Origin of the sequence: Agromyces sp. NPDC060279, assembly GCF_042726785.1 — a bacterium.
Classification (GTDB): Bacteria; Actinomycetota; Actinomycetes; order Actinomycetales; family Microbacteriaceae; genus Agromyces.
In genome coordinates, this window is the sequence record NZ_JBHXBK010000001.1 from 584,679 (window position 1) to 602,994 (window position 18,316).

The 18,316-nt window shown below is 70.7% G+C and carries 13 protein-coding genes, 1 pseudogene and 1 riboswitch; of the genes and pseudogenes, 4 read left to right on the forward strand and 10 right to left on the reverse strand.

Annotation, left to right across the window (positions count from 1 at the left end):
* Positions 1–9: 9 nt before the first annotated feature.
* The 6 genes from ACFWE1_RS02740 to ACFWE1_RS02765 form a co-directional block, all read right to left on the reverse strand.
* The gene (locus ACFWE1_RS02740; protein ID WP_376932007.1) at positions 10–789 is read right to left on the reverse strand and encodes a M23 family metallopeptidase; all 780 of its coding nucleotides are present in this window, start codon (positions 787–789) and stop codon (positions 10–12) included.
* 253 nt (positions 790–1,042) lie between these two features.
* A complete protein-coding gene (gene typA, locus ACFWE1_RS02745; RefSeq protein WP_376932008.1) occupies positions 1,043–2,947 on the reverse strand; it encodes a translational GTPase TypA in 1,905 nt (634 codons plus the stop codon).
* A 171-nt stretch (positions 2,948–3,118) separates the two neighbouring features.
* Positions 3,119–4,897, reverse strand: a complete 1,779-nt coding sequence (locus ACFWE1_RS02750; RefSeq protein WP_376932009.1) for a dipeptide ABC transporter ATP-binding protein — start codon at positions 4,895–4,897, stop codon at positions 3,119–3,121.
* Complete coding sequence (locus ACFWE1_RS02755) at positions 4,894–5,847, reverse strand: ABC transporter permease (protein ID WP_230766214.1); 954 nt, start codon at positions 5,845–5,847, stop codon at positions 4,894–4,896. The genes ACFWE1_RS02750 and ACFWE1_RS02755 overlap by 4 nt, the downstream gene beginning before the upstream one ends.
* Positions 5,837–6,766: an ABC transporter permease gene (locus tag ACFWE1_RS02760; RefSeq protein ID WP_243567873.1), complete on the reverse strand. Its 930-nt coding sequence runs from the start codon at positions 6,764–6,766 to the stop codon at positions 5,837–5,839. The genes ACFWE1_RS02755 and ACFWE1_RS02760 overlap by 11 nt, the downstream gene beginning before the upstream one ends.
* A gap of 182 nt (positions 6,767–6,948) precedes the next feature.
* Positions 6,949–8,574, reverse strand: coding sequence for an ABC transporter substrate-binding protein (locus ACFWE1_RS02765; protein ID WP_376932010.1), 1,626 nt, complete (start codon positions 8,572–8,574; stop codon positions 6,949–6,951).
* 207 nt (positions 8,575–8,781) lie between these two features.
* Here ACFWE1_RS02765 and ACFWE1_RS02770 point away from each other — a divergent pair, with 207 nt between their 5' ends.
* On the forward strand, positions 8,782–9,546 hold the full coding sequence (locus ACFWE1_RS02770) for a CPBP family intramembrane glutamic endopeptidase (protein ID WP_376932011.1): 765 nt from the start codon (positions 8,782–8,784) through the stop codon (positions 9,544–9,546).
* Here ACFWE1_RS02770 and ACFWE1_RS02775 read toward each other — a convergent pair.
* The 4 genes from ACFWE1_RS02775 to gcvT form a co-directional block, all read right to left on the reverse strand.
* Entirely contained in the window at positions 9,485–9,889 is a 405-nt protein-coding gene (locus ACFWE1_RS02775) for a hypothetical protein (protein ID WP_376932012.1), read from the reverse strand. The genes ACFWE1_RS02770 and ACFWE1_RS02775 overlap by 62 nt on opposite strands.
* A 125-nt stretch (positions 9,890–10,014) precedes the next feature.
* The gene (gene gcvP, locus ACFWE1_RS02780; protein WP_376932013.1) at positions 10,015–12,906 is read right to left on the reverse strand and encodes an aminomethyl-transferring glycine dehydrogenase; all 2,892 of its coding nucleotides are present in this window, start codon (positions 12,904–12,906) and stop codon (positions 10,015–10,017) included.
* 15 nt (positions 12,907–12,921) lie between these two features.
* Positions 12,922–13,293, reverse strand: a complete 372-nt coding sequence (gene gcvH, locus ACFWE1_RS02785; protein ID WP_243567868.1) for a glycine cleavage system protein GcvH — start codon at positions 13,291–13,293, stop codon at positions 12,922–12,924.
* 88 nt (positions 13,294–13,381) lie between these two features.
* Positions 13,382–14,548, reverse strand: coding sequence for a glycine cleavage system aminomethyltransferase GcvT (gcvT, locus tag ACFWE1_RS02790; protein ID WP_376932014.1), 1,167 nt, complete (start codon positions 14,546–14,548; stop codon positions 13,382–13,384).
* A 133-nt stretch (positions 14,549–14,681) separates the two neighbouring features.
* A riboswitch (glycine riboswitch) is annotated at positions 14,682–14,780 on the reverse strand.
* A gap of 167 nt (positions 14,781–14,947) precedes the next feature.
* Between gcvT and ACFWE1_RS02795 the strand changes: the two genes are divergently transcribed.
* The 3 genes and pseudogenes from ACFWE1_RS02795 to nadB all read left to right on the forward strand — a co-directional run.
* A complete protein-coding gene (locus ACFWE1_RS02795; RefSeq protein WP_376932015.1) occupies positions 14,948–15,658 on the forward strand; it encodes an NUDIX domain-containing protein in 711 nt (236 codons plus the stop codon).
* Entirely contained in the window at positions 15,655–17,040 is a 1,386-nt protein-coding gene (gene nadA / locus ACFWE1_RS02800; RefSeq protein ID WP_376932016.1) for a quinolinate synthase NadA, read from the forward strand. Before ACFWE1_RS02795 ends, nadA begins: the two co-directional genes overlap by 4 nt.
* Before the next feature lie 2 nt (positions 17,041–17,042).
* Positions 17,043–18,316 (forward strand): annotated as a pseudogene (nadB, locus tag ACFWE1_RS02805) (L-aspartate oxidase); the annotation flags it as partial.

Here is an 18,316-nt window from a genome sequence, read left to right on the forward strand (position 1 = left end):
CTCCCCGACTCAGCCGAGCCGCGCGCTCAGCCAGGCCATGCCGTCGAAGCGTGCCTCGTCCGGGCCGTACATCTCGAGGTGCAGGTGCGGGCCGGTCGACTGGCCGGTCGAGCCGATGTTGCCGAGCTGCTGGCCGGCGGTGACGCGGTCGCCGACCGAGACCTGCAGCGAGCCGAACTGCATGTGCGAGTACGAGCTCGTGAGCAGTTCGCCATCGATGTTGTGCTGTACCTCGACGTTCACGCCGAGCCCGCCGCCGTTCTCGGTGGCGGTCACGACGACGCCGTCGGCGATCGACATGACGGGCGTCCCCTCGCCGGGGATGAAGTCGACGCCCTTGTGGAAGGTCGAGCACCCGGCGCACGGCGCGGATCGCGGGCCGAAGCCGTCGCTGATGCGGCCGGGGTTCGTCACGGGCCACACGATGGCGTCCGTGCGCTGGATCTCGACCGTGCCGAGACCGGCGACGGAGGAGGCGATCGGCGGCGGCGCCGCGACCGCGGTGAACTCGTCGACGGCGACCTGCGCGGCCACGACGTCGCCGCCGACCTCGAGCTCCTGGGCTTTCGGGGCGAGCACGTCGACGACGGGCGCGTAGACCGAGGCGGTCGGCTCGGTCGAGGTCGCGGTCACGGCGAGGGCAGGCAGGCTCGTGGCGAGCATCATGCCGCCGGCGAAGGTCATGCCGAGCGTCGCGAGGAGGCGCTTGGCGGGCGGGGGGCTGGGGCGGCGGCGTCGAGCCGGGCGAGCGGCCGCGCGGCGGCCGCGGGATGCGGGGGAAGTCGTCATGCGTTTCGTATCGGGTTCGTGCGTTCGTTATCGAATCTTTATCGATGGCCTCGGCTACGGTACGTGCCTTTGCCTGGGAGCTTCATCCGAATGCATGCATCCGGTGGAGGAATCCCAGCGCGGCATCCGACCCCGTGATCCGCCGAGCCCGTCATCCTTGGTCCGCTGAGCTCGTCGAAGCGCCCAGCCCGGAAACGGCGGATGCCGCGGGCCGAAGCCCGCGGCATCCGCGATGGAACGGTGGAATCCCCGATCAGCCCTGCTTCTTCAGACGCGAAGCGGCGCGCGCGCGGGCGGTCGCGTCGAGCTCGACCTTGCGGATGCGCACCTTTTCGGGGGTGACCTCCACGCACTCGTCCTCGCGAGCGAACTCGAGGCACTCCTCGAGCGTGAGCTGGCGCGACGGGGTCATCGACTCGAAGGTGTCGGCCGTCGACGAACGCATGTTCGTCAGCTTCTTCTCCTTCGTGATGTTCACGTCCATGTCGTCGGCGCGCGAGTTCTCGCCGATGACCATGCCCTCGTAGACCTCCTCGGTGGGGTTCACGAAGAAGGTCATGCGCTCCTGGAGCGCGATGATCGCGAACGGGGTCACGACGCCCGCGCGATCGGCGACGATCGAGCCGTTGTTGCGGGTCGTGATCGTGCCCGCCCACTCGTCGTAGCCGTGCGAGATCGCGTTCGCGATGCCGGTGCCGCGGGTGATCGTGAGGAACTCGGTGCGGAAGCCGATGAGGCCGCGGCTCGGCACGATGAACTCCATGCGGACCCAGCCGGTGCCGTGGTTCGACATGTTGTCCATGCGGCCCTTGCGCGCGGCGAGGAGCTGCGTGATGGCGCCGAGGTACTCCTCGGGGGCGTCGATGGTGAGGTGCTCGTACGGCTCGTGCGTCTTGCCGTTCACCTGCTTGGTGACCACCTGGGGCTTGCCGACGGTGAGCTCGTAGCCCTCGCGACGCATCTGCTCGACGAGGATCGCCAGAGCCAGCTCGCCGCGGCCCTGCACCTCCCAGGCGTCCGGGCGGCCGATGTCGACGACCTTGAGCGAGACGTTGCCGATGAGCTCGCGGTCGAGCCGGTCCTTGACCATGCGGGCCGTGAGCTTGTGCCCCTTCACCTTGCCGACGATCGGCGAGGTGTTCGTACCGATCGTCATCGAGATGGCGGGGTCGTCGACGTGGATCGCGGGCAGCGGACGCACGTCCTCCGGGTCGGCGAGCGTCTCACCGATGGTGATGTCCTCGATGCCGGCGACGGCGATGATGTCGCCGGGGCCCGCGTCCTCCGCAGGGAAGCGCTCGAGCGCCTTCGTCTTCAGCAGCTCGGTGATGCGCACGTTCGAGTGGCTGCCGTCGTGGCGCACCCAGGCGACCGTCTGCCCCTTCTTGATGCGGCCGTTGAAGACGCGCAGCAGCGCGAGGCGGCCGAGGAACGGCGAGGAGTCGAGGTTCGTGACCCAGGCCTGCAGCGGCGCCTCGTCGTCGTAGCTCGGCGCGGGCACGTGCTCGAGGATCGCCTCGAAGAGCGGCTCGAGGTCGCCGTTGTCGGGCAGTTCGCCGTTCGCCGGGCGGTTGCGCGAGGCGCGGCCGGCCTTGCCGGAGGCGTAGACGACCGGCACGTCGAGCAGCGCGTCGACGTCGAGGTCGGGCACGTCGTCGGAGAGGTCGCTGGCGAGGCCGAGCAGCAGGTCGTGGCTCTCCTCCTCGACCTCGGCGATGCGGGCGTCGGGCCGGTCGGTCTTGTTCACGAGGAGGATGACCGGCAGGCGGGCCTCGAGCGCCTTGCGGAGCACGAAGCGGGTCTGCGGCAGCGGCCCCTCGGAGGAGTCGACGAGCAGCACGACGCCGTCGACCATCGACAGGCCGCGCTCGACCTCGCCGCCGAAGTCGGCGTGCCCGGGGGTGTCGATCACGTTGATCGTGACCGGGCCGTCCTTCGCGTGCACGCCGTTGTACTCCACCGCCGTGTTCTTGGCGAGGATCGTGATGCCCTTCTCACGCTCGAGCTCGTTGGAGTCCATGGCGCGATCGTCGACGTGCGCGTGCTCCGCGAAGGAGTTCGTCTGCTTGAGCATGGCGTCGACGAGCGTCGTCTTGCCGTGGTCGACGTGGGCGACGATCGCGACGTTGCGCAGATCGGTGCGGTGGGCGAGCGCCATGAAGGAAAGCTCCTGTCGGTGGATGATCGGCCGGACTCGGCCGCCTGACATCGTATCGCACGCTGGAGAACGCACTGGCACGCGGTTCACAGACTGCGGCGCCCCGCCTCCGCCCGGGGACGCCGAAGGCCCGGCCGGGTGAACACCGGCCGGGCCTTCGAACGGAGCGGATCAGACGCCGAGCGGGATGTTCGCCCCCGGGATCGCGGCGAGCAGGTCCTTCGTGTACTGCTGCTGCGGGTTGTCGAACACCTCGTCGGTGGTCGCGGCCTCGACGATGCGCCCCTTCTGCATCACGCAGACGTTGTCCGCGATGACGCGCACGACCGCGAGGTCGTGCGTGATGAAGAGGTAGGTGAGCCCGAGCTCGGCCTGCAGATCGGCGAGCAGGCGCAGGATCTGGGCCTGCACGAGCACGTCGAGAGCCGATACGGCCTCGTCGAGCACGACGATCTCGGGCTTCAGCGCGAGCGCCCGCGCGATGGCGATGCGCTGGCGCTGGCCGCCCGAGAGCTCGTTCGGGTAGCGGCCGACGAGGGTCCGCGGCAGCGAGACCTGGTCGAGCAGCTCGAACACACGCTCGCGGCGCGACGCCTTGGTGCCCACCTTGTGGGTCATCAGCGGCTCGCCGATCGTGTTGCCGATGTTGCGGAGCGGGTTCAGCGAACCGTACGGGTCCTGGAAGACCGGCTGCATGCGGCTGCGGAGCGCGAAGAGCTCCTGGCCGCGCACGTTCGCGAGGTCGGCGCCGCCGACGAGGATGCGGCCGGAGGTCGAGTCCTCGAGCTTCAGCAGCATCTTCGCCACGGTCGACTTGCCCGAGCCCGACTCGCCGACGAGCGCCGTGGTGGTGCCCTTCGCGATCTGGAACGAGACGCTGTCGACGGCCGTGAAGTCGCCCGTGCCGCGGATCTTGTAGACCTTCGTCAGGTCCTCCACGACGATCGCCGGCGGCTGCGCCGCAGCGGTCTCGAGCGCCTCCGCACGCGCCTCGGCCGTGGCGATCAGGTCGATCGCCTCGCCCGCGGCGGACGCGGCATCCTCGCCCATCGAGTTCTCGGCGGCCTTGATGCTGCCCGTGGCCTGGATACGACGCGAGGCGAGGCTCGGCGCCGCGGCGACGAGCCGCTGCGTGTACGGGTGCTGCGGGTTCTGCAGGATCTGCAGCGACGGGCCCGACTCGACGACGCGGCCCTTGTACATGACGACGAGCTGCTCGGCGCGCTCGGCCGCGAGGCCGAGGTCGTGCGTGATGAACAGCAGCGTGGTGCCGAGCTCGCGGGTGAGGGACTCGAGGTGGTCGAGGATGACCCGCTGCACCGTCACGTCGAGCGCCGAGGTGGGCTCGTCGGCGATGAGCAGCTGCGGGTTCGCCGCGAGGCCCATGCCGATGAGCACGCGCTGGCGCATGCCGCCGGAGAACTGGTGCGGGAACTGCTTCAGGCGGCGGTCGGCGTCCTGCAGGCCGGCCTCCTTCAGCACCTCGATCGCGCGCGCCTTGACGGCCTTGCGCTCGCTCGCGATGCCGTTCGCACGGATCGCCTCCTCGACCTGGAAGCCGATCGACCAGACCGGGTTCAGGTTCGACATCGGGTCCTGCGGGACGAAGCCGATCTTGCGGCCGCGGATGGACTCCATCTCGTGCTTCGTCGCCTTGGCCAGGTCCTGCCCGTCGAGCAGGATCTGGCCGCCGGTGATCTCGCCGGAGCCCGGCAGCAGGTTGATGATCGCGTGCGCGGTCGTCGACTTGCCGGAGCCCGACTCCCCCACGATCGCGAGGCTCTGCCCGCGGTAAAGGGTGAGGTTGACGCCGTCGACCGCGGTGACCATGCCGGTCTGGGTCTTGAAACCGACCTTGAGATCCTTGATCTCGAGCAGCGGCCGCTCGTCGTCGGTGCGGGATTCGGGCACGGGGGTTCCGATCGTCTTCTGGGTCTCGATCTCGGTCATCGACGTGCCCTCGCCTTCGGGTCGAGCGCGTCGCGGACGACCTCGCCGAGCATGATGAAGCTCAGCACGGTCACGCTCAGCGCGATCGACGGGAGGATCAGCGTCTGCGGCGCGGTGCGGAGGTCGCGCTGCGCCTGGCTGATGTCGTTGCCCCACGACATGATGCTCGACGGCAGGCCGACGCCGAGGAACGACAGGGTCGCCTCCGCGACGATCGCCGAGGCGAGCGAGATGGTGGTGATCACGATGACCGGGGCGATCGAGTTGGGCAGCACGTGCCGCAGCAGGATGCGGAACCGGGAGACGCCGAGGGCGGTGGCCGCCATCACGAAGTCCGAGTTCTTCACCCGCAGGATCTCGGCTCTCAGCACACGCGCCGTCGCCGGCCACGCGAAGATGCCGATCGCCAACGCGATCGTCCAGATGCTCGCGTACTTCGAGAGCACCGACATGACGACGACGGCCGCGAGGATGTAGGGGATCGAGAAGAAGATGTCGCCGAGGCGCGAGAGCACCGAGTCGACCCAGCCGCCGTAGAAGCCGGCGAAGGCGCCGAACAGGATGCCGAGCACCGCCACGAGCACCGTCACGATGAGGCCCACCGACAGCGAGGTCGAGGTGCCGTGGATGATGCGCGAGTAGATGTCGCAGCCCTGCTTGGTGAAGCCGAGCGGGTGCCCGGGCGCGGGGCCGGCGTTGCTGTTCGAGAGCTGGCAGTCGTTGTTCGGCGGCACCTGGGTGAACAGGCCCGGGAACAGGGCGACCACGACGACGAGCAGGATGATCGCCGCCGAGATCCAGAACATCGGACGGCGGCGCACATCGGCCCAGGCGTCGCGCCAGAGGTTCGAGGGCTTGCCCTCGGCCTTCACGGCGTCGATGGCGACGAGCGGCGTTTCCTCGACCGGGGCGACGTAGTGCTGCTGAGTGGATCGGGTGTTACTTGACATAGCGGATCCTCGGGTCGAGAACGGCGTACAGCAGATCCACCAGGAGGTTCACGATGAGGTAGATCAGCACCATGACGGTCACGAAGGAGACGACGGTCGGTCCCTCCCCGCGGATGATCGCCTGGTAGAGGGTGCGACCGACGCCGGGCACGTTGAAGATGCCCTCGGTCACGGTGGCGCCCACCATGAGCACGCCGAAGTCCACGGCGATGTACGTCACGACCGGGATGAGCGAGTTGCGCAGGATGTGCACGGGGACGATGCGTCGCCGGGACAGGCCCTTGCTCGCGGCGGTGCGAACGAAGTCCTGGCCGTCCGTCTCGATGACCGACGCCCTCGTCAGTCGGACGATCTGCGCGAAGCTTCCTGTGGCCAGCACCATTGCCGGCAATATCAGGTCTTGGATCGGCGCCCCGGATCCCACGGTCGTCCTGAACCAGCCGAGCTGGACGCCGAAGATGTACTGCGCGGTGAAGGCGACGACGAAGATCGGCAGCGAGATGAGGATGAGGCTCACCACGAGCGCGCTCGCGTCGAAGATGCCGCCCTTGCGCAGGCCCGAGATGAGCCCGACGAGGATGCCGCCGACGGCGAGGAACACCGTGGCGATCGCCGCGAGCTGCAGGGTCACCGGGAACGTGCGGGCCAGGATGTCGGAGACCGGCTCGCCCGAGAAGGAGACGCCGAAGTCGCCGCGGAAGATGCCGCCGAGGAACAGCAGGTACTGCACGATGAACGGCTTGTCGAGGTTGTAGCGCTCGCGCACCGCCTCGAGGACCTGTGGGGGCGGGGTCTTGTCACCGAACAGGGCGACGACGGGGTCGCCCGGCATGGCGAAGACCATGAAGTAGATCAAGAAGGTGGTGCCGAGCAAGACAGGGATCGCCTGCAGCAGTCGGCGCAGGATGTAGCCGGCCATGGATCAGGCCTCGGCTTCTGCGGTTGTGGACATTATTGGAAGAAACCTCACCGTTGTGGAGTCGCCCTACGATGCTACGCCGTTCGCGACACCGCGGGATACGTGGGTGTGGGGCGGCGGTCTGGTGACCGCCGCCCCACGGGCGCCTCAGAGTCTAACCCTGAGTCGTCGCAGGCTGGGAACTACTCCGCAGCCTTGGTGATCTGGTAGTACAGCGGAACCGAGTTCCAGCCGAACTCCACGTTGTCCACGGTGTCGTTCCACGCGCCGTTGACGTTCGAGTACCACAGCGGAACCGCGGGGAGGTCCTTGAACAGGATCTCCTGGACCTGCTGGAACTTCTCGTTCGCGGCGTCGATGTCGGTCTCCGCACGGCCTTCCTTCAGGAGGGCGTCGACCTCGGGGTTCGAGTAGTCACCGTCGTTCGAACCGGCACCGGTGCCGTACAGCGGCCCGAGGAAGTTGAACAGCGCCGGGTAGTCGGCCTGCCAACCGCTGCGGAACGCGGTCTGGATGGTGCGGTTGGTGATCTCGGTGCGCGCCTCGGCGAAGGTCGGGTACGGGTTGCCCGACGCGTCGATGCCGAGGTTGTTCTTCAGCTGGTTCGACACGGCGTCGACCCAGCCCTGGTGGCCGCCGTCGGCGTTGTAGGCGATCTGGAAGGTGCCGCTCCACGGGGCGATGGCGTCGGCCTGGGCCCACAGCTCCTTCGCCTTCTCCGGGTTGAACTCGAGGACCTCCGAGCCGGGCACGTCCTCCGAGTAGCCGTCGATGACGGGCGAGGTGAAGTCGTGCGCGGGGGTGCGGGTGCCCTCGAAGATCACGTCGGTGATCTCCTCGCGGTTGATCGCCATCGAGATGGCGGCGCGACGGAGCTGGCCTTCCTCACCCGAGAAGTGCGGCAGGCGCGCGGGGATGGTGAAGGACTGGAAGATCGCCGCGGCCTGGTTGACCGAGCGGTCCGGGAACTCGTCGGCGTAGCTGCTGAGCGCCGCCTCCGGGATCTGGTCGACGACGTCGACGTTGCCGCCCTGCAGGTCGGCGTACGAGGCGTCCTGCGAGGCGTAGAAGATGATGTCGAGGCCGCCGTTCTGCGCCTTGCGCGGACCGTCGTAGTCGGGGTTCGTGACGAGGTTGATCTCCTCGTTGTGCTTCCAGGCGCCCTCGCCGTCGAGCATGTACGGCCCGTTGCCGATCGGGTTCTCACCGAAGGCCTCGAGGTCGTCCCACGCCGACTCGGGGAGCGGGTAGAAGGCCGAGTAGCCGAGGCTGAGCGGGAAGTCCGACTCGGGCTGGATGAGCGCGACCGTGAAGGTCAGGTCGTCGACGATCTTGAGGCCCGAGAGCTCGGGGCGGTTCTCGTCGAGCGAGAAGCCCTCGATGTCGCCGAAGAAGTAGCTCGAGAGCTGCGCGTTGTCGAGCGCTGCGCCGTAGTTCCACGCCTTGACGAACGACTCGGCGTTCACCGGGTCGCCGTTCGTGAACTTCAGGTCGGGCTTGATCTTGATGGTGTAGTTCTGGGCGTCGTCGGACTCGATGGACTCCGCGACGTCGTTGTGCACGGCACCCTTGGCGTCGTAGTACACCAGACCGGCGAAGATCGCGTCGAGGATCTTGCCGCCGCCGACCTCGTTGGTGTTGGTCGGGATCAGCGGGTTCTGGGGCTCGGAACCGTTCGTCGTGATGATGGCCGACATGTCGCCGGCAGCACCGCTCGACGACGGCGAACCGCTCGTGCAACCGGTGAGCGTGAGCGCCCCGGCCGCAGCAAGAGCAATGGCGGCAACGCCGATTCTCTTGATCTTCAATGTTCCTCCTGTGAGATGTGCGCATGCAGGCACGGCTTCTGGCCGCGCCCGAGCGCTGGTAAATCGAGGCTAAGGAGTCCTCCCACCCGAAGCAAACTCCACGGCCAAACCGTTACCGACGCGAAACCTCGCGAGCCTCGCTGCGCCACAATCCGACGCGAACGCGCAGGAATCTTGCGTCCTGTGACGCCGTGCGAAGATGATCGCATGCCATCCGCCGCTCGTATGCGAGTCGAGCTCGCCATCGTGCTCGGGCTCTCCCTCGGCGCGTCCGCCGTCTACTCGATCGTGTCGATCGTCGCGCGGGTGACCGATCCGACCCCGCTCGCCGAGCAGTCGGCGGCGATCAACCAGTCGCGCTCGAGCCGCGAGTGGCTCGACTTCACCTATCAGTTCCTCGACATCGCCTTCGGGCTGTTCGTCGTCGCGCTCGTGCTCTATCTGCTCTGGCAGCCCGGGCGGAGCCCCTTCCGGCGGATCGGCTTCGACTTCACCCGCCCGGGCCGCGACGTCGCGGGCGGGCTCGCCCTCGTCGCGGCGATCGGCATCCCCGGCCTCGCGCTCTACGCGGCGGGCCGCGCGATGGGCATCACCGTGGCCGTGGTGCCGGCGCCGCTCGACACCCACTGGTGGACGGTGCCGATCCTCGTGCTCGCAGCCCTCAAGGCGGCGCTCACCGAGGAGCTCATCGTCGTCGGCTACCTCTTCACCCGGCTGCGCCAGCTCGGTGTGGGGCCGTGGGCGACGATCATCTCGAGCGCGCTGCTGCGGGGCACCTATCACCTCTACCAGGGCTTCGGCCCATTCGCGGGCAACGTCGCCATGGGCATCGTGTTCGGCTGGTGCTATGTGCGCTGGGGCCGCACGATGCCGCTCGTCATTGCGCACTGGGTGCTCGACATGGCGGCCTTCATCGGCTATCCGCTGGCGCTCGCGTGGTGGCCGGGGCTCTTCGCGGCGCCGGGCGCCTGACCGCGGGCACGTGCGTCGCCGACGCGAGGGCGACGACCGTCGCCGGCATCGGCGGCAGCTGCTCCTCCGCGACCTCGACCCGGGGGTCGATGTCGGCGCCGCGTACGCGGGCCCCGTCGATCCAGCTGCGCCGGCTCGGGGTGCACACCGCCCCGACGCACTCGTCGCCGTAGCCGCCGCCGCGCAGCTCAAGGACCGCCTGCGCCCGCCGCATCGCGTTCGCCGCCCCCGGGTCGCGCCGTTCGAGCAGCCCGGCCCGCGTGTCCAGGCCGAAGCGCTCGCTCGTCGCGACCGCGAGGCCCACGACGAAGAGGATGAATCCGGCCCCGAGCAGGGCGTCCATGGGGAGCATCCGACACCTCCGCGTGTGAATGATCCTCAGTTTAGACCCGTGGAGCGCCGCCTGGCAGGGCGGATGGCCCGGAACGCGTCGCGCCCCGGGCCATCCGTCGGCCGCTCACCGCCGGATCAGGCGAACGCCTCCACCGGCGGGCACGCGCACACCAGGTTGCGGTCGCCGAACGCCTGGTCGATCCGGCGCACCGGCGCCCAGTACTTGCCGCGCACGAGCGAGCGCACCGGGTAGACCGCCTGCTCACGGGTGTACGGGTGCGACCACTCCCCCACGACGACGGACTCGGCCGTGTGCGGCGCGTTGCGCAGCGGGTTGTCGTCGGCGGGCCAGTCGCCGCGGCCGACCGCGTCCGCCTCGGCCTTGATGCTCACCATCGCCTCGACGAAGCGATCGAGCTCGGCGAGGTCCTCCGACTCCGTCGGCTCGACCATGAGCGTGCCCGCCACCGGGAACGACATCGTCGGCGCGTGGAAGCCGTAGTCGATGAGCCGCTTCGCGACATCGTCGACCGTCACGCCGGTCTCGGCCGTGAGGGGCCGCAGATCGAGGATGCACTCGTGCGCGACGAGCCCGTGCTCGCCCGTGTACAGCACCGGGAAGTGCTCACGGAGGCGCGCGGCGACGTAGTTCGCGGAGAGCACCGCGGCCGCGGTGGCGTCCTGCAGGCCCTGCGCACCCATCATCCGCACGTACGCCCACGAGATCGGCAGGATCGACGGGCTGCCGTAGGGCGCCGCCGATACTGGGCCGCCCTGGTGCACGAAGCCGCCGGCGTGATCGGGGCGCTGGGCGAGCGGGTGCCCGGGCAGGTACGGCGCGAGGTGCGCCTTGGCCGCGACCGGCCCGACGCCGGGGCCGCCGCCGCCGTGCGGGATGCAGAACGTCTTGTGCAGGTTCAGGTGCGACACGTCGCCGCCGAAGTCGCCGAACCGCGCGTAGCCGAGCAGCGCGTTGAGGTTCGCGCCGTCGACGTAGACCTGACCGCCGGCGTCGTGCACCGCCTGGGTGATCTCCTTCACCTCGTGCTCGTAGACGCCGTGCGTCGAGGGGTAGGTGATCATGAGCGCCGCGATGGACGCCGCGTGCTCGGCGATCTTCGCCCGCAGGTCGTCGAGGTCGACGTTGCCGAGCTCGTCGGTCGCGACGACGACGACGCGCATGCCCGCGAGCACCGCGGACGCCGCGTTCGTGCCGTGCGCGCTCGAGGGGATGAGGCAGACGTCGCGCTCGTGCTCGCCGTTCGCGTCGTGGTAGCCGCGGATCGCGAGCAGGCCCGCGAGCTCGCCCTGGCTGCCCGCGTTCGGCTGCAGCGAGACCGTGTCGTAGCCCGTGACCTCCGCGAGCCAGCTCTCGAGCTGCTCGATGAGGCCGAGGCTGCCGACCACGTCGGCCTCCGGCGCGAAGGGGTGCAGGTTCGCGAAGGCGGGCCAGGTGACCGCCTGCATCTCGGTCGCCGCGTTCAGCTTCATCGTGCAGGAGCCGAGCGGGATCATGCCGCGGTCGAGCGCATAGTCGCGGTCGGCCAGCGTCTTCAGGTACCGCATCATCTGCGTCTCGGACTGGTGCGTGTTGAAGACCGGGTGCGTGAGGTAGCCGCTCGTGCGGGCGAGGCCGGCCGGCAGGCCCGCCGGCAGGGCGCGCGCGTCGACGGGCACGACGGTCTCCTCGGGCAGGCCGAAGGCGCGCGCCGCGAGTGCCAGCTCGGCCTCGGTGGTCGTCTCGTCGACCGCGACGTGCACGGTCGCCTCGCCGGCCTCCCAGAGGTGCACGCCGAGCTCGCGGGCACGGGCCACGACATTCTTGGCGAGACCAGGCACGTGCACCTCGATCGCGTCGAAGTAGGCGTCGCTCGCGAGCGTGAGCCCGTAGCCGGTCAGCACCTCTGCGAGCGCGGCCGCCTTCTGCGCGGTCGAGACCGCGATGTGCCGGATGCCGGCGGGGCCGTGGTAGACGGCGTACATCGACGCCATCACGGCGAGCAGCACCTGGGCGGTGCAGATGTTCGACGTCGCCTTCTCGCGGCGGATGTGCTGCTCACGCGCCTGCAGGCTGAGCCGGTACGCGGGTGCGCCGGAGGCATCCACCGAGACGCCCACGAGCCGGCCCGGCATCTGCCGCTCGAGCCCCTTGCGAACGGCCATGTAGCCCGCGTGCGGTCCGCCGAAGCCCATCGGCACGCCGAAGCGCTGCGAGGTGCCGACGGCGACGTCGGCACCAAGCTCGCCGGGGCTCGTGAGCACGGCGAGGGCGAGCAGGTCCGCGGCGGCGACGGCGAGGCCGCCCTGCGCCTTGGTCGCGGCGAGCACGGCCGACGGGTCCCAGACCCGGCCCGAGGCGCCGGGGTACTGCACGAAGACGCCGAAGTGCTCGCCGAGCGCGGCGACGTCGCTCGTCTCGGCCAGCGGGGCCTCGACGAGCTCGATGCCGAGCACCGCCGAACGCGAGGCGAGCAGCGCCTTGGTCTGCGGGAGGGCGTCGGCGTCGACGACGAAGCGGTTCGACGGCGACTTCGACGCGCGGCGGGCAAGGAGCATCGCCTCGACGACCGCGGTGCCCTCGTCGAGCATCGAGGCGTTGGCGATGTCGAGCCCGGTCAGGTCCTCGACCATCGTCTGGAAGTTGATGAGCGCCTCGAGCCGGCCCTGGCTGATCTCGGGCTGGTACGGCGTGTAGGCCGTGTACCAGCTCGGGTTCTCGAGCACATTGCGCTGGATCACGGCCGGCGTGATCGTGCCCGAGTAGCCGAGCCCGATCATCGAGGTGCGCACCGTGTTCTGCGCGGCGAGCGCCGCGAGCTCGGCGAGCGCCTCGCGCTCGGTCGCCGCGGCCGGGATGGCGGAGTTCAGCACCTCGCCCATGCGGATCGAGGCCGGCACGGCGGCCGACATCAGCGCATCGAGCGAGTCGTAGCCGAGTTCGGCGAGCATGCGCTGCTGGTCGTCGGCGGTGGTGCCGATGTGGCGGCGCCCGAAGGCGTCGAGGTCGAACGTCGAGGTGGTGCTCATCGGGCGCTGGCGTCCTTACTCGCCGACGAAGGCGCGGTACTCGGCGTGGCTCATGAGCGTCGGCAGCTCGGGCGCGGAGAGCTTGATCAGCCAGCCCTCGCCGAAGGGGTCGCTGTTCACGAGCTCCGGGGAGTCGATGACGGCCTGGTTCGCCTCGACGACCTCGCCGTCGATCGGGGCGAAGAGCTCGCCGACCGACTTCGTCGACTCGATCTCGCCGACGACGGTGCCCGCGCTCACGGCGGTGCCCGCGGCGGGCAGGTCGACGTAGACGACGTCGCCCAGCTTCTCGGCGGCGTAGTCGGTGATGCCGATGACGACGGTGTCGCCGTCGACCTTCACCCACTCGTGCTCTTCGGTGTACTGCAGTGCGGTGACGTCGGTCATGATGGGGCTCCTCGGTGGTGGGGTCGGTGGATGGGTCGTCGCGTCGCCTGCGACCGGCTCGCCCGCGCTCCTCGGCGGGCGGACCGGTTCAGGAGGCGCGTCGGTAGAAGGGGAGGGCGACGACGGTCGCGGGGATGCGGGTGCCGCGGACGTCGACGAACAGGGCGGTGCCGGGCTCGGCGAGCTCGGGCGCGACGAAGGCCATGGCGACGGGGTGGCCGAGCGTGGGCGAGAGCGCACCGCTCGTGATCTCGCCGACGCGGCGGGCCTCGGCGGCGTCGCCGTCGAACACCTCGTAGCCGGCGCGGGGCGCGCGTCGTCCTTCGGCGGTGAGGCCGACGAGCACGGGGGCCCCCTCGGCGGGGCCGCGTTCGGCCGCAGCACGGCCGATGAAGTCGGCCTCCTTGGCGAACGAGACGACGCGGCCGAGGCCGGCCTGGGCGGGCAGGATGCCACGGCCGAGCTCGTGCCCGTAGAGCGGCATGCCCGCCTCGAGGCGCAGCGTGTCGCGGCTCGCGAGGCCGCACGGCACGACACGCGGCCCGCCGGTCTCGGCGAGCGCCGCCCAGAGCTTGGGGGCCAGCTCGGGGGCGAGATAGAGCTCGAAGCCGTCCTCGCCGGTGTACCCGGTGCGGGCGACGAGCACGGGCTCGCCCTCGAACGTCGCGGCGAAGGAGCGGTAGTACTTCAGCTCGGTGATCGCCCGGTCGAAGTCCTCCTCGTCGTTGCCGGGCCCTTCGACGCCGAAGCCGGGCGTCTCGAGCAGCACGGCGAGCGCATCGGGCCCCTGCAGCGCGACGAGGGCGATGTCGTCGCTCTCGTCGGAGACGAAGGTCTCGAAGCCCTCGGCCCGGGCGATGAGCTCGGCGGCGACGACCTCGCGGTTCGACGCGTTGGCGACGACGAGGAAGCGGTCCTCCCCCGTGCGGTAGACGACGAGGTCGTCGATGATGCCGCCGTCCTCGGCGAGCAGCAGCGAGTACTTCGCCTGTCCCACGGCGATCGCCGAGAGCTTGCCGGCCAGGGCGTGGTCGAGCGCGTCGGCGGAGCCCGGCCCGATCAGGGAGATCTCGGCCATGTGCGAGAGGTCGAAGAGGCCCGCGTGCTCGCGCACCGCGCGGTGCTCGGCGAGGTCGCTGGAGTACCGCACCGGCATCTGCCAGCCGGCGAAGTCCGTGAACGCGGCGCCCGCGGCGCGGTGGACGGCGTCGAGCGGACTGCGGCGCTCTTCGGGGGTGGTTCCGGAATCGGACACGAGTTCTCCTCGATCGTCGAGACGCGCGGCGGACGCCGCGTGAGAACTCCCCCTCTGTCATGAGCCTGAGAGTTTCGCGCGGGATGTGCGCTTTCACCGTGGGCGGCCCGAAACGGGCACTTTTCAGAGCGGCCTCGTCATCGCGGTGTCGTGTACCTGAGAGATTGGCGGGGAGGCTTGCTCCTTCGGTGCCCCCGACGATGACTGCCGGTGGCTCTCCCGCGACGCGTCGATGGCCCGATATGCGGTTGTGAGCCCGATCCTACCGCACGGCCCCTCGCTGCCGGGGGCCGGACTCGGCGAGCGCGGATTCGCCTTCGAGTCATGGCGACTGTAAGCTGCGGTCGTGCCCCTTCGAGTCATCCTGACTCGAAGACCGAACCACCGGAGGGAGCAGCGATGCCCACGACCCCGCCGAACGCCGTGCGCCTCGCCGTGTCGACCGTGATCTTCGCCCTCCGCGCCGACCGCGCCGGCGGACCGCCCGCCCTCTGGACCCCGCTCGTGCGCCGCACCCGCGAGCCCCAGCTCGGCCACTGGGCCCTGCCCGGCGGCTGGCTTCCGCCGAACGAAGAGCTCGAGACCGCCGCCGCCCGCACGCTGCGGGCCACCACCGGCCTCGCGCCGAGCTACCTCGAGCAGCTCTACACCTTCGGCGGCGTCGACCGCTCCCCCGGCGAGCGCGTCGTCTCCGTCGTCTACTGGGCCCTGCTGCCGAGCGACGAGGCCGCCCGCGCCACGATCGGCCCGAACGTGCGCTGGGTGCCGGCCGACACCCTGCCCGAGCTCGCCTTCGACCACGCCGAGATCATCGCCTACGCGCTCTGGCGGCTGCGCACGAAGGTCGAGTACTCGGAGATCGCGCACGCCCTGCTCGGCCGCACCTTCACCCTCGCCGAACTGCGCGAGGTCTACGAGGCGGTGCTCCGCCGGCCGCTCGACCCGGCGAACTTCCGCCGCACCATGCTCGCCTCGGGCGGCCTGCAGGAGACCGGCGAGCATCGCGCCGGCACCCCGCACCGCCCGCCGAAGCTGTACCGCTACGACCCGGCCGGCACCGCGCCGGGCGCCCGGGAACCGTTCCGAGACGCCGAGAGGACCGCGTCATGAGCCCCACCTCCCTCGACACCCGCCGTGCGGCATCCGTCGATCGCAGCATCCGCCTCATCGCGAGCGGCGCGAGCGGCGGCGAGAGCTGCGCGCCCGAGCTGGCCGACGGCCCGTGGACCTTCGACGCGGGACCGGCCTCCTACGGCCCGGGCGCCTCCATGGGCGACGTCATCCCCACCGGCTCGCCCAGGCAGGGCGCGCTGCCCGAGGCGTACCGGCTCGCGAGCGACGAGGAGCTGCACGAGCGCATCCGCCGCGCCAAGCAGACCCTCGGCGAGCGCGTCGTCGTGCTCGGCCACTTCTACCAGCGCGACGAGGTGGTGCAGCACGCGGACTTCGTCGGCGACTCGTTCCAGCTCGCGAACGCCGCGCTGACCCGGCCGGATGCCGAGGCGATCGTCTTCTGCGGCGTGCACTTCATGGCCGAGACCGCCGACCTCCTCTCCCGGCCCGAGCAGGCCGTCATCCTGCCGAACCTCGCCGCCGGCTGCTCGATGGCCGACATGGCCGACGAGTCGAGCGTCGAGGCCTGTTGGGAGCAACTCGCCACCGTCTACGGCGACCTCGACACTCCCGACGCCGACGGGCTCCTGCCCGTCGTGCCCGTGACCTACATGAACTCCTCGGCGGCGCTCAAGGGCTTCGTCGGACGCCACGGCGGCATCGTCTGCACCTCGTCCAACGCCCGCACCGTGCTCGAGCAGGCGTTCGAGCGCGGCCGGCGCGTGCTCTTCTTCCCCGACCAGCACCTCGGCCGCAACACCGCCAAGGCGATGGGCGTGCCGCTCGAGGCGATGCCGATGTGGAACCCGCGGCGGCCGCTCGGCGGCAACGACGCCGCGGCGCTCGACGACGCCCGGGTCATCCTCTGGCACGGCTTCTGCTCGGTGCACCGCCGCTTCACCGTCGAGCAGATCGCGCAGGCGCGCCGCGAGCACCCGGGCGTGCAGGTCATCGTGCACCCCGAGTGCCCGATGCCCGTCGTCGACGCGGCCGACGCGGCGGGCTCGACCGACTTCATCGTGAAGGCCATCCAGGCCGCACCAGCCGGCAGCACCTTCGCGATCGGCACCGAGATCAACCTCGTGCAGCGGCTCGCGGCGGAGCACCCCGAGCACACGATCTTCTGCCTCGACCCCGTCGTCTGCCCGTGCTCGACGATGTACCGCATCCACCCGGGCTACCTCGCCTGGGTGCTGGAGGAGCTCGTCGAGGGGCGCGTCGTGAACCGCATCCAGGTGCCCGACGCGGTCGCGGCCGATGCGAAGGTCGCCCTCGAGCGGATGCTGCGGGCGCTGCCGAGCGGGGCGCCCGTGAGCGGGCCGCCGCTCGACGCCCCGACGCGGGTGCCGGGCGCGGCGCTCGCGGCGGGCCGGAGCTGACCGTGCCGAGCGTGCTCGTCGTCGGCGGCGGGATCGCGGGGTTGTGGACCGCGGTGCGTGCCGCCGAGGCCGGCTGCGCCGTCGAGCTGGTGACCAAGACCGAGCTCGCCGAGGGCAGCACCCGCTATGCGCAGGGCGGCATCGCGGCGGCGCTGTTCCCCGACGATTCCGCCGAGCGGCACTACGCCGACACGATCGCCGCGGGGGCCGGCCTCGCCGATCCCGAGGTGGTGCGCGTGCTTTGCGAGGAGGGGCCGGCCCGCGTGCGCGACCTCATCCGCTTCGGCGTCGGCTTCGACCGCGACGAATCGGGGCTGGAGCGCGGACTCGAGGCGGCGCACTCCCGCGCGCGCATCGTGCACGCCGGCGGCGACGCGACGGGCGCGGCGATCGAGGCCGCGCTGGTCGCGACCGTGCGGCGGCGGTCCGTCGCGGTGCACGAGCGCACGATGCTGCTCGACCTCCTCGTGGAGGGCGGTGCGGTCGTCGGGGCCGTGCTGCTCGACGCCGGCGGGACGATCGTCGAGCGCCGCGCCGACCGGGTCGTGCTCGCCACCGGCGGGGCCGGGCAGCTCTACCTGCACACGACGAACCCCGCCGTCGCGACGGGCGACGGGGTCGCCGCCGCCGCGCGCGCCGGTGCCGAACTCGCCGATCTGGAGTTCGTGCAGTTCCATCCCACGGCGCTCGCGGTGCCGGGCACGCCGCTCATCTCCGAGGCGGTGCGCGGCGAGGGCGCGGTGCTGCGGGATGCCGCGGGCCGGCGATTCCTCGCGGAGGCGCACCCGCTCGCCGAGCTCGCCCCGCGCGACGTCGTCGCCCGCGCCGTGTGGCGCACGATGGCCGGGCAGGGCGGCGCGCCCGTGCTGCTCGACGCGACGGCGCTCGGCGGGGACGCGCTCGCTCGCCGCTTCCCGGGACTCGACCGCATCGTGCGCGACGCCGGCTTCGACTGGTCGCGGGATCCGGTGCCGGTGACCCCCGCGGCGCACTACGCGATGGGCGGGATCGTCGTGGATCTCGACGCCCGCACCAGTCTGCCGAACCTCTTCGCCGTCGGCGAGTGCGCCCGTACCGGCGTGCACGGCGCCAACCGGCTCGCCTCGAACTCGCTGCTCGAGGCCGCCGTGTTCGCCGAGCGCGCCGCGCGCGCCCTCGCGGCCGCCGCCGCTCCTGTCTCCGCTCCTGTCTCCGACTTGCCCGACTTTCATGAAAGTCGGGCAAGTCGGAGCCCCAGTACCGGACTTGCCCACCTTTCCTAAAACCTGGGCAGTCT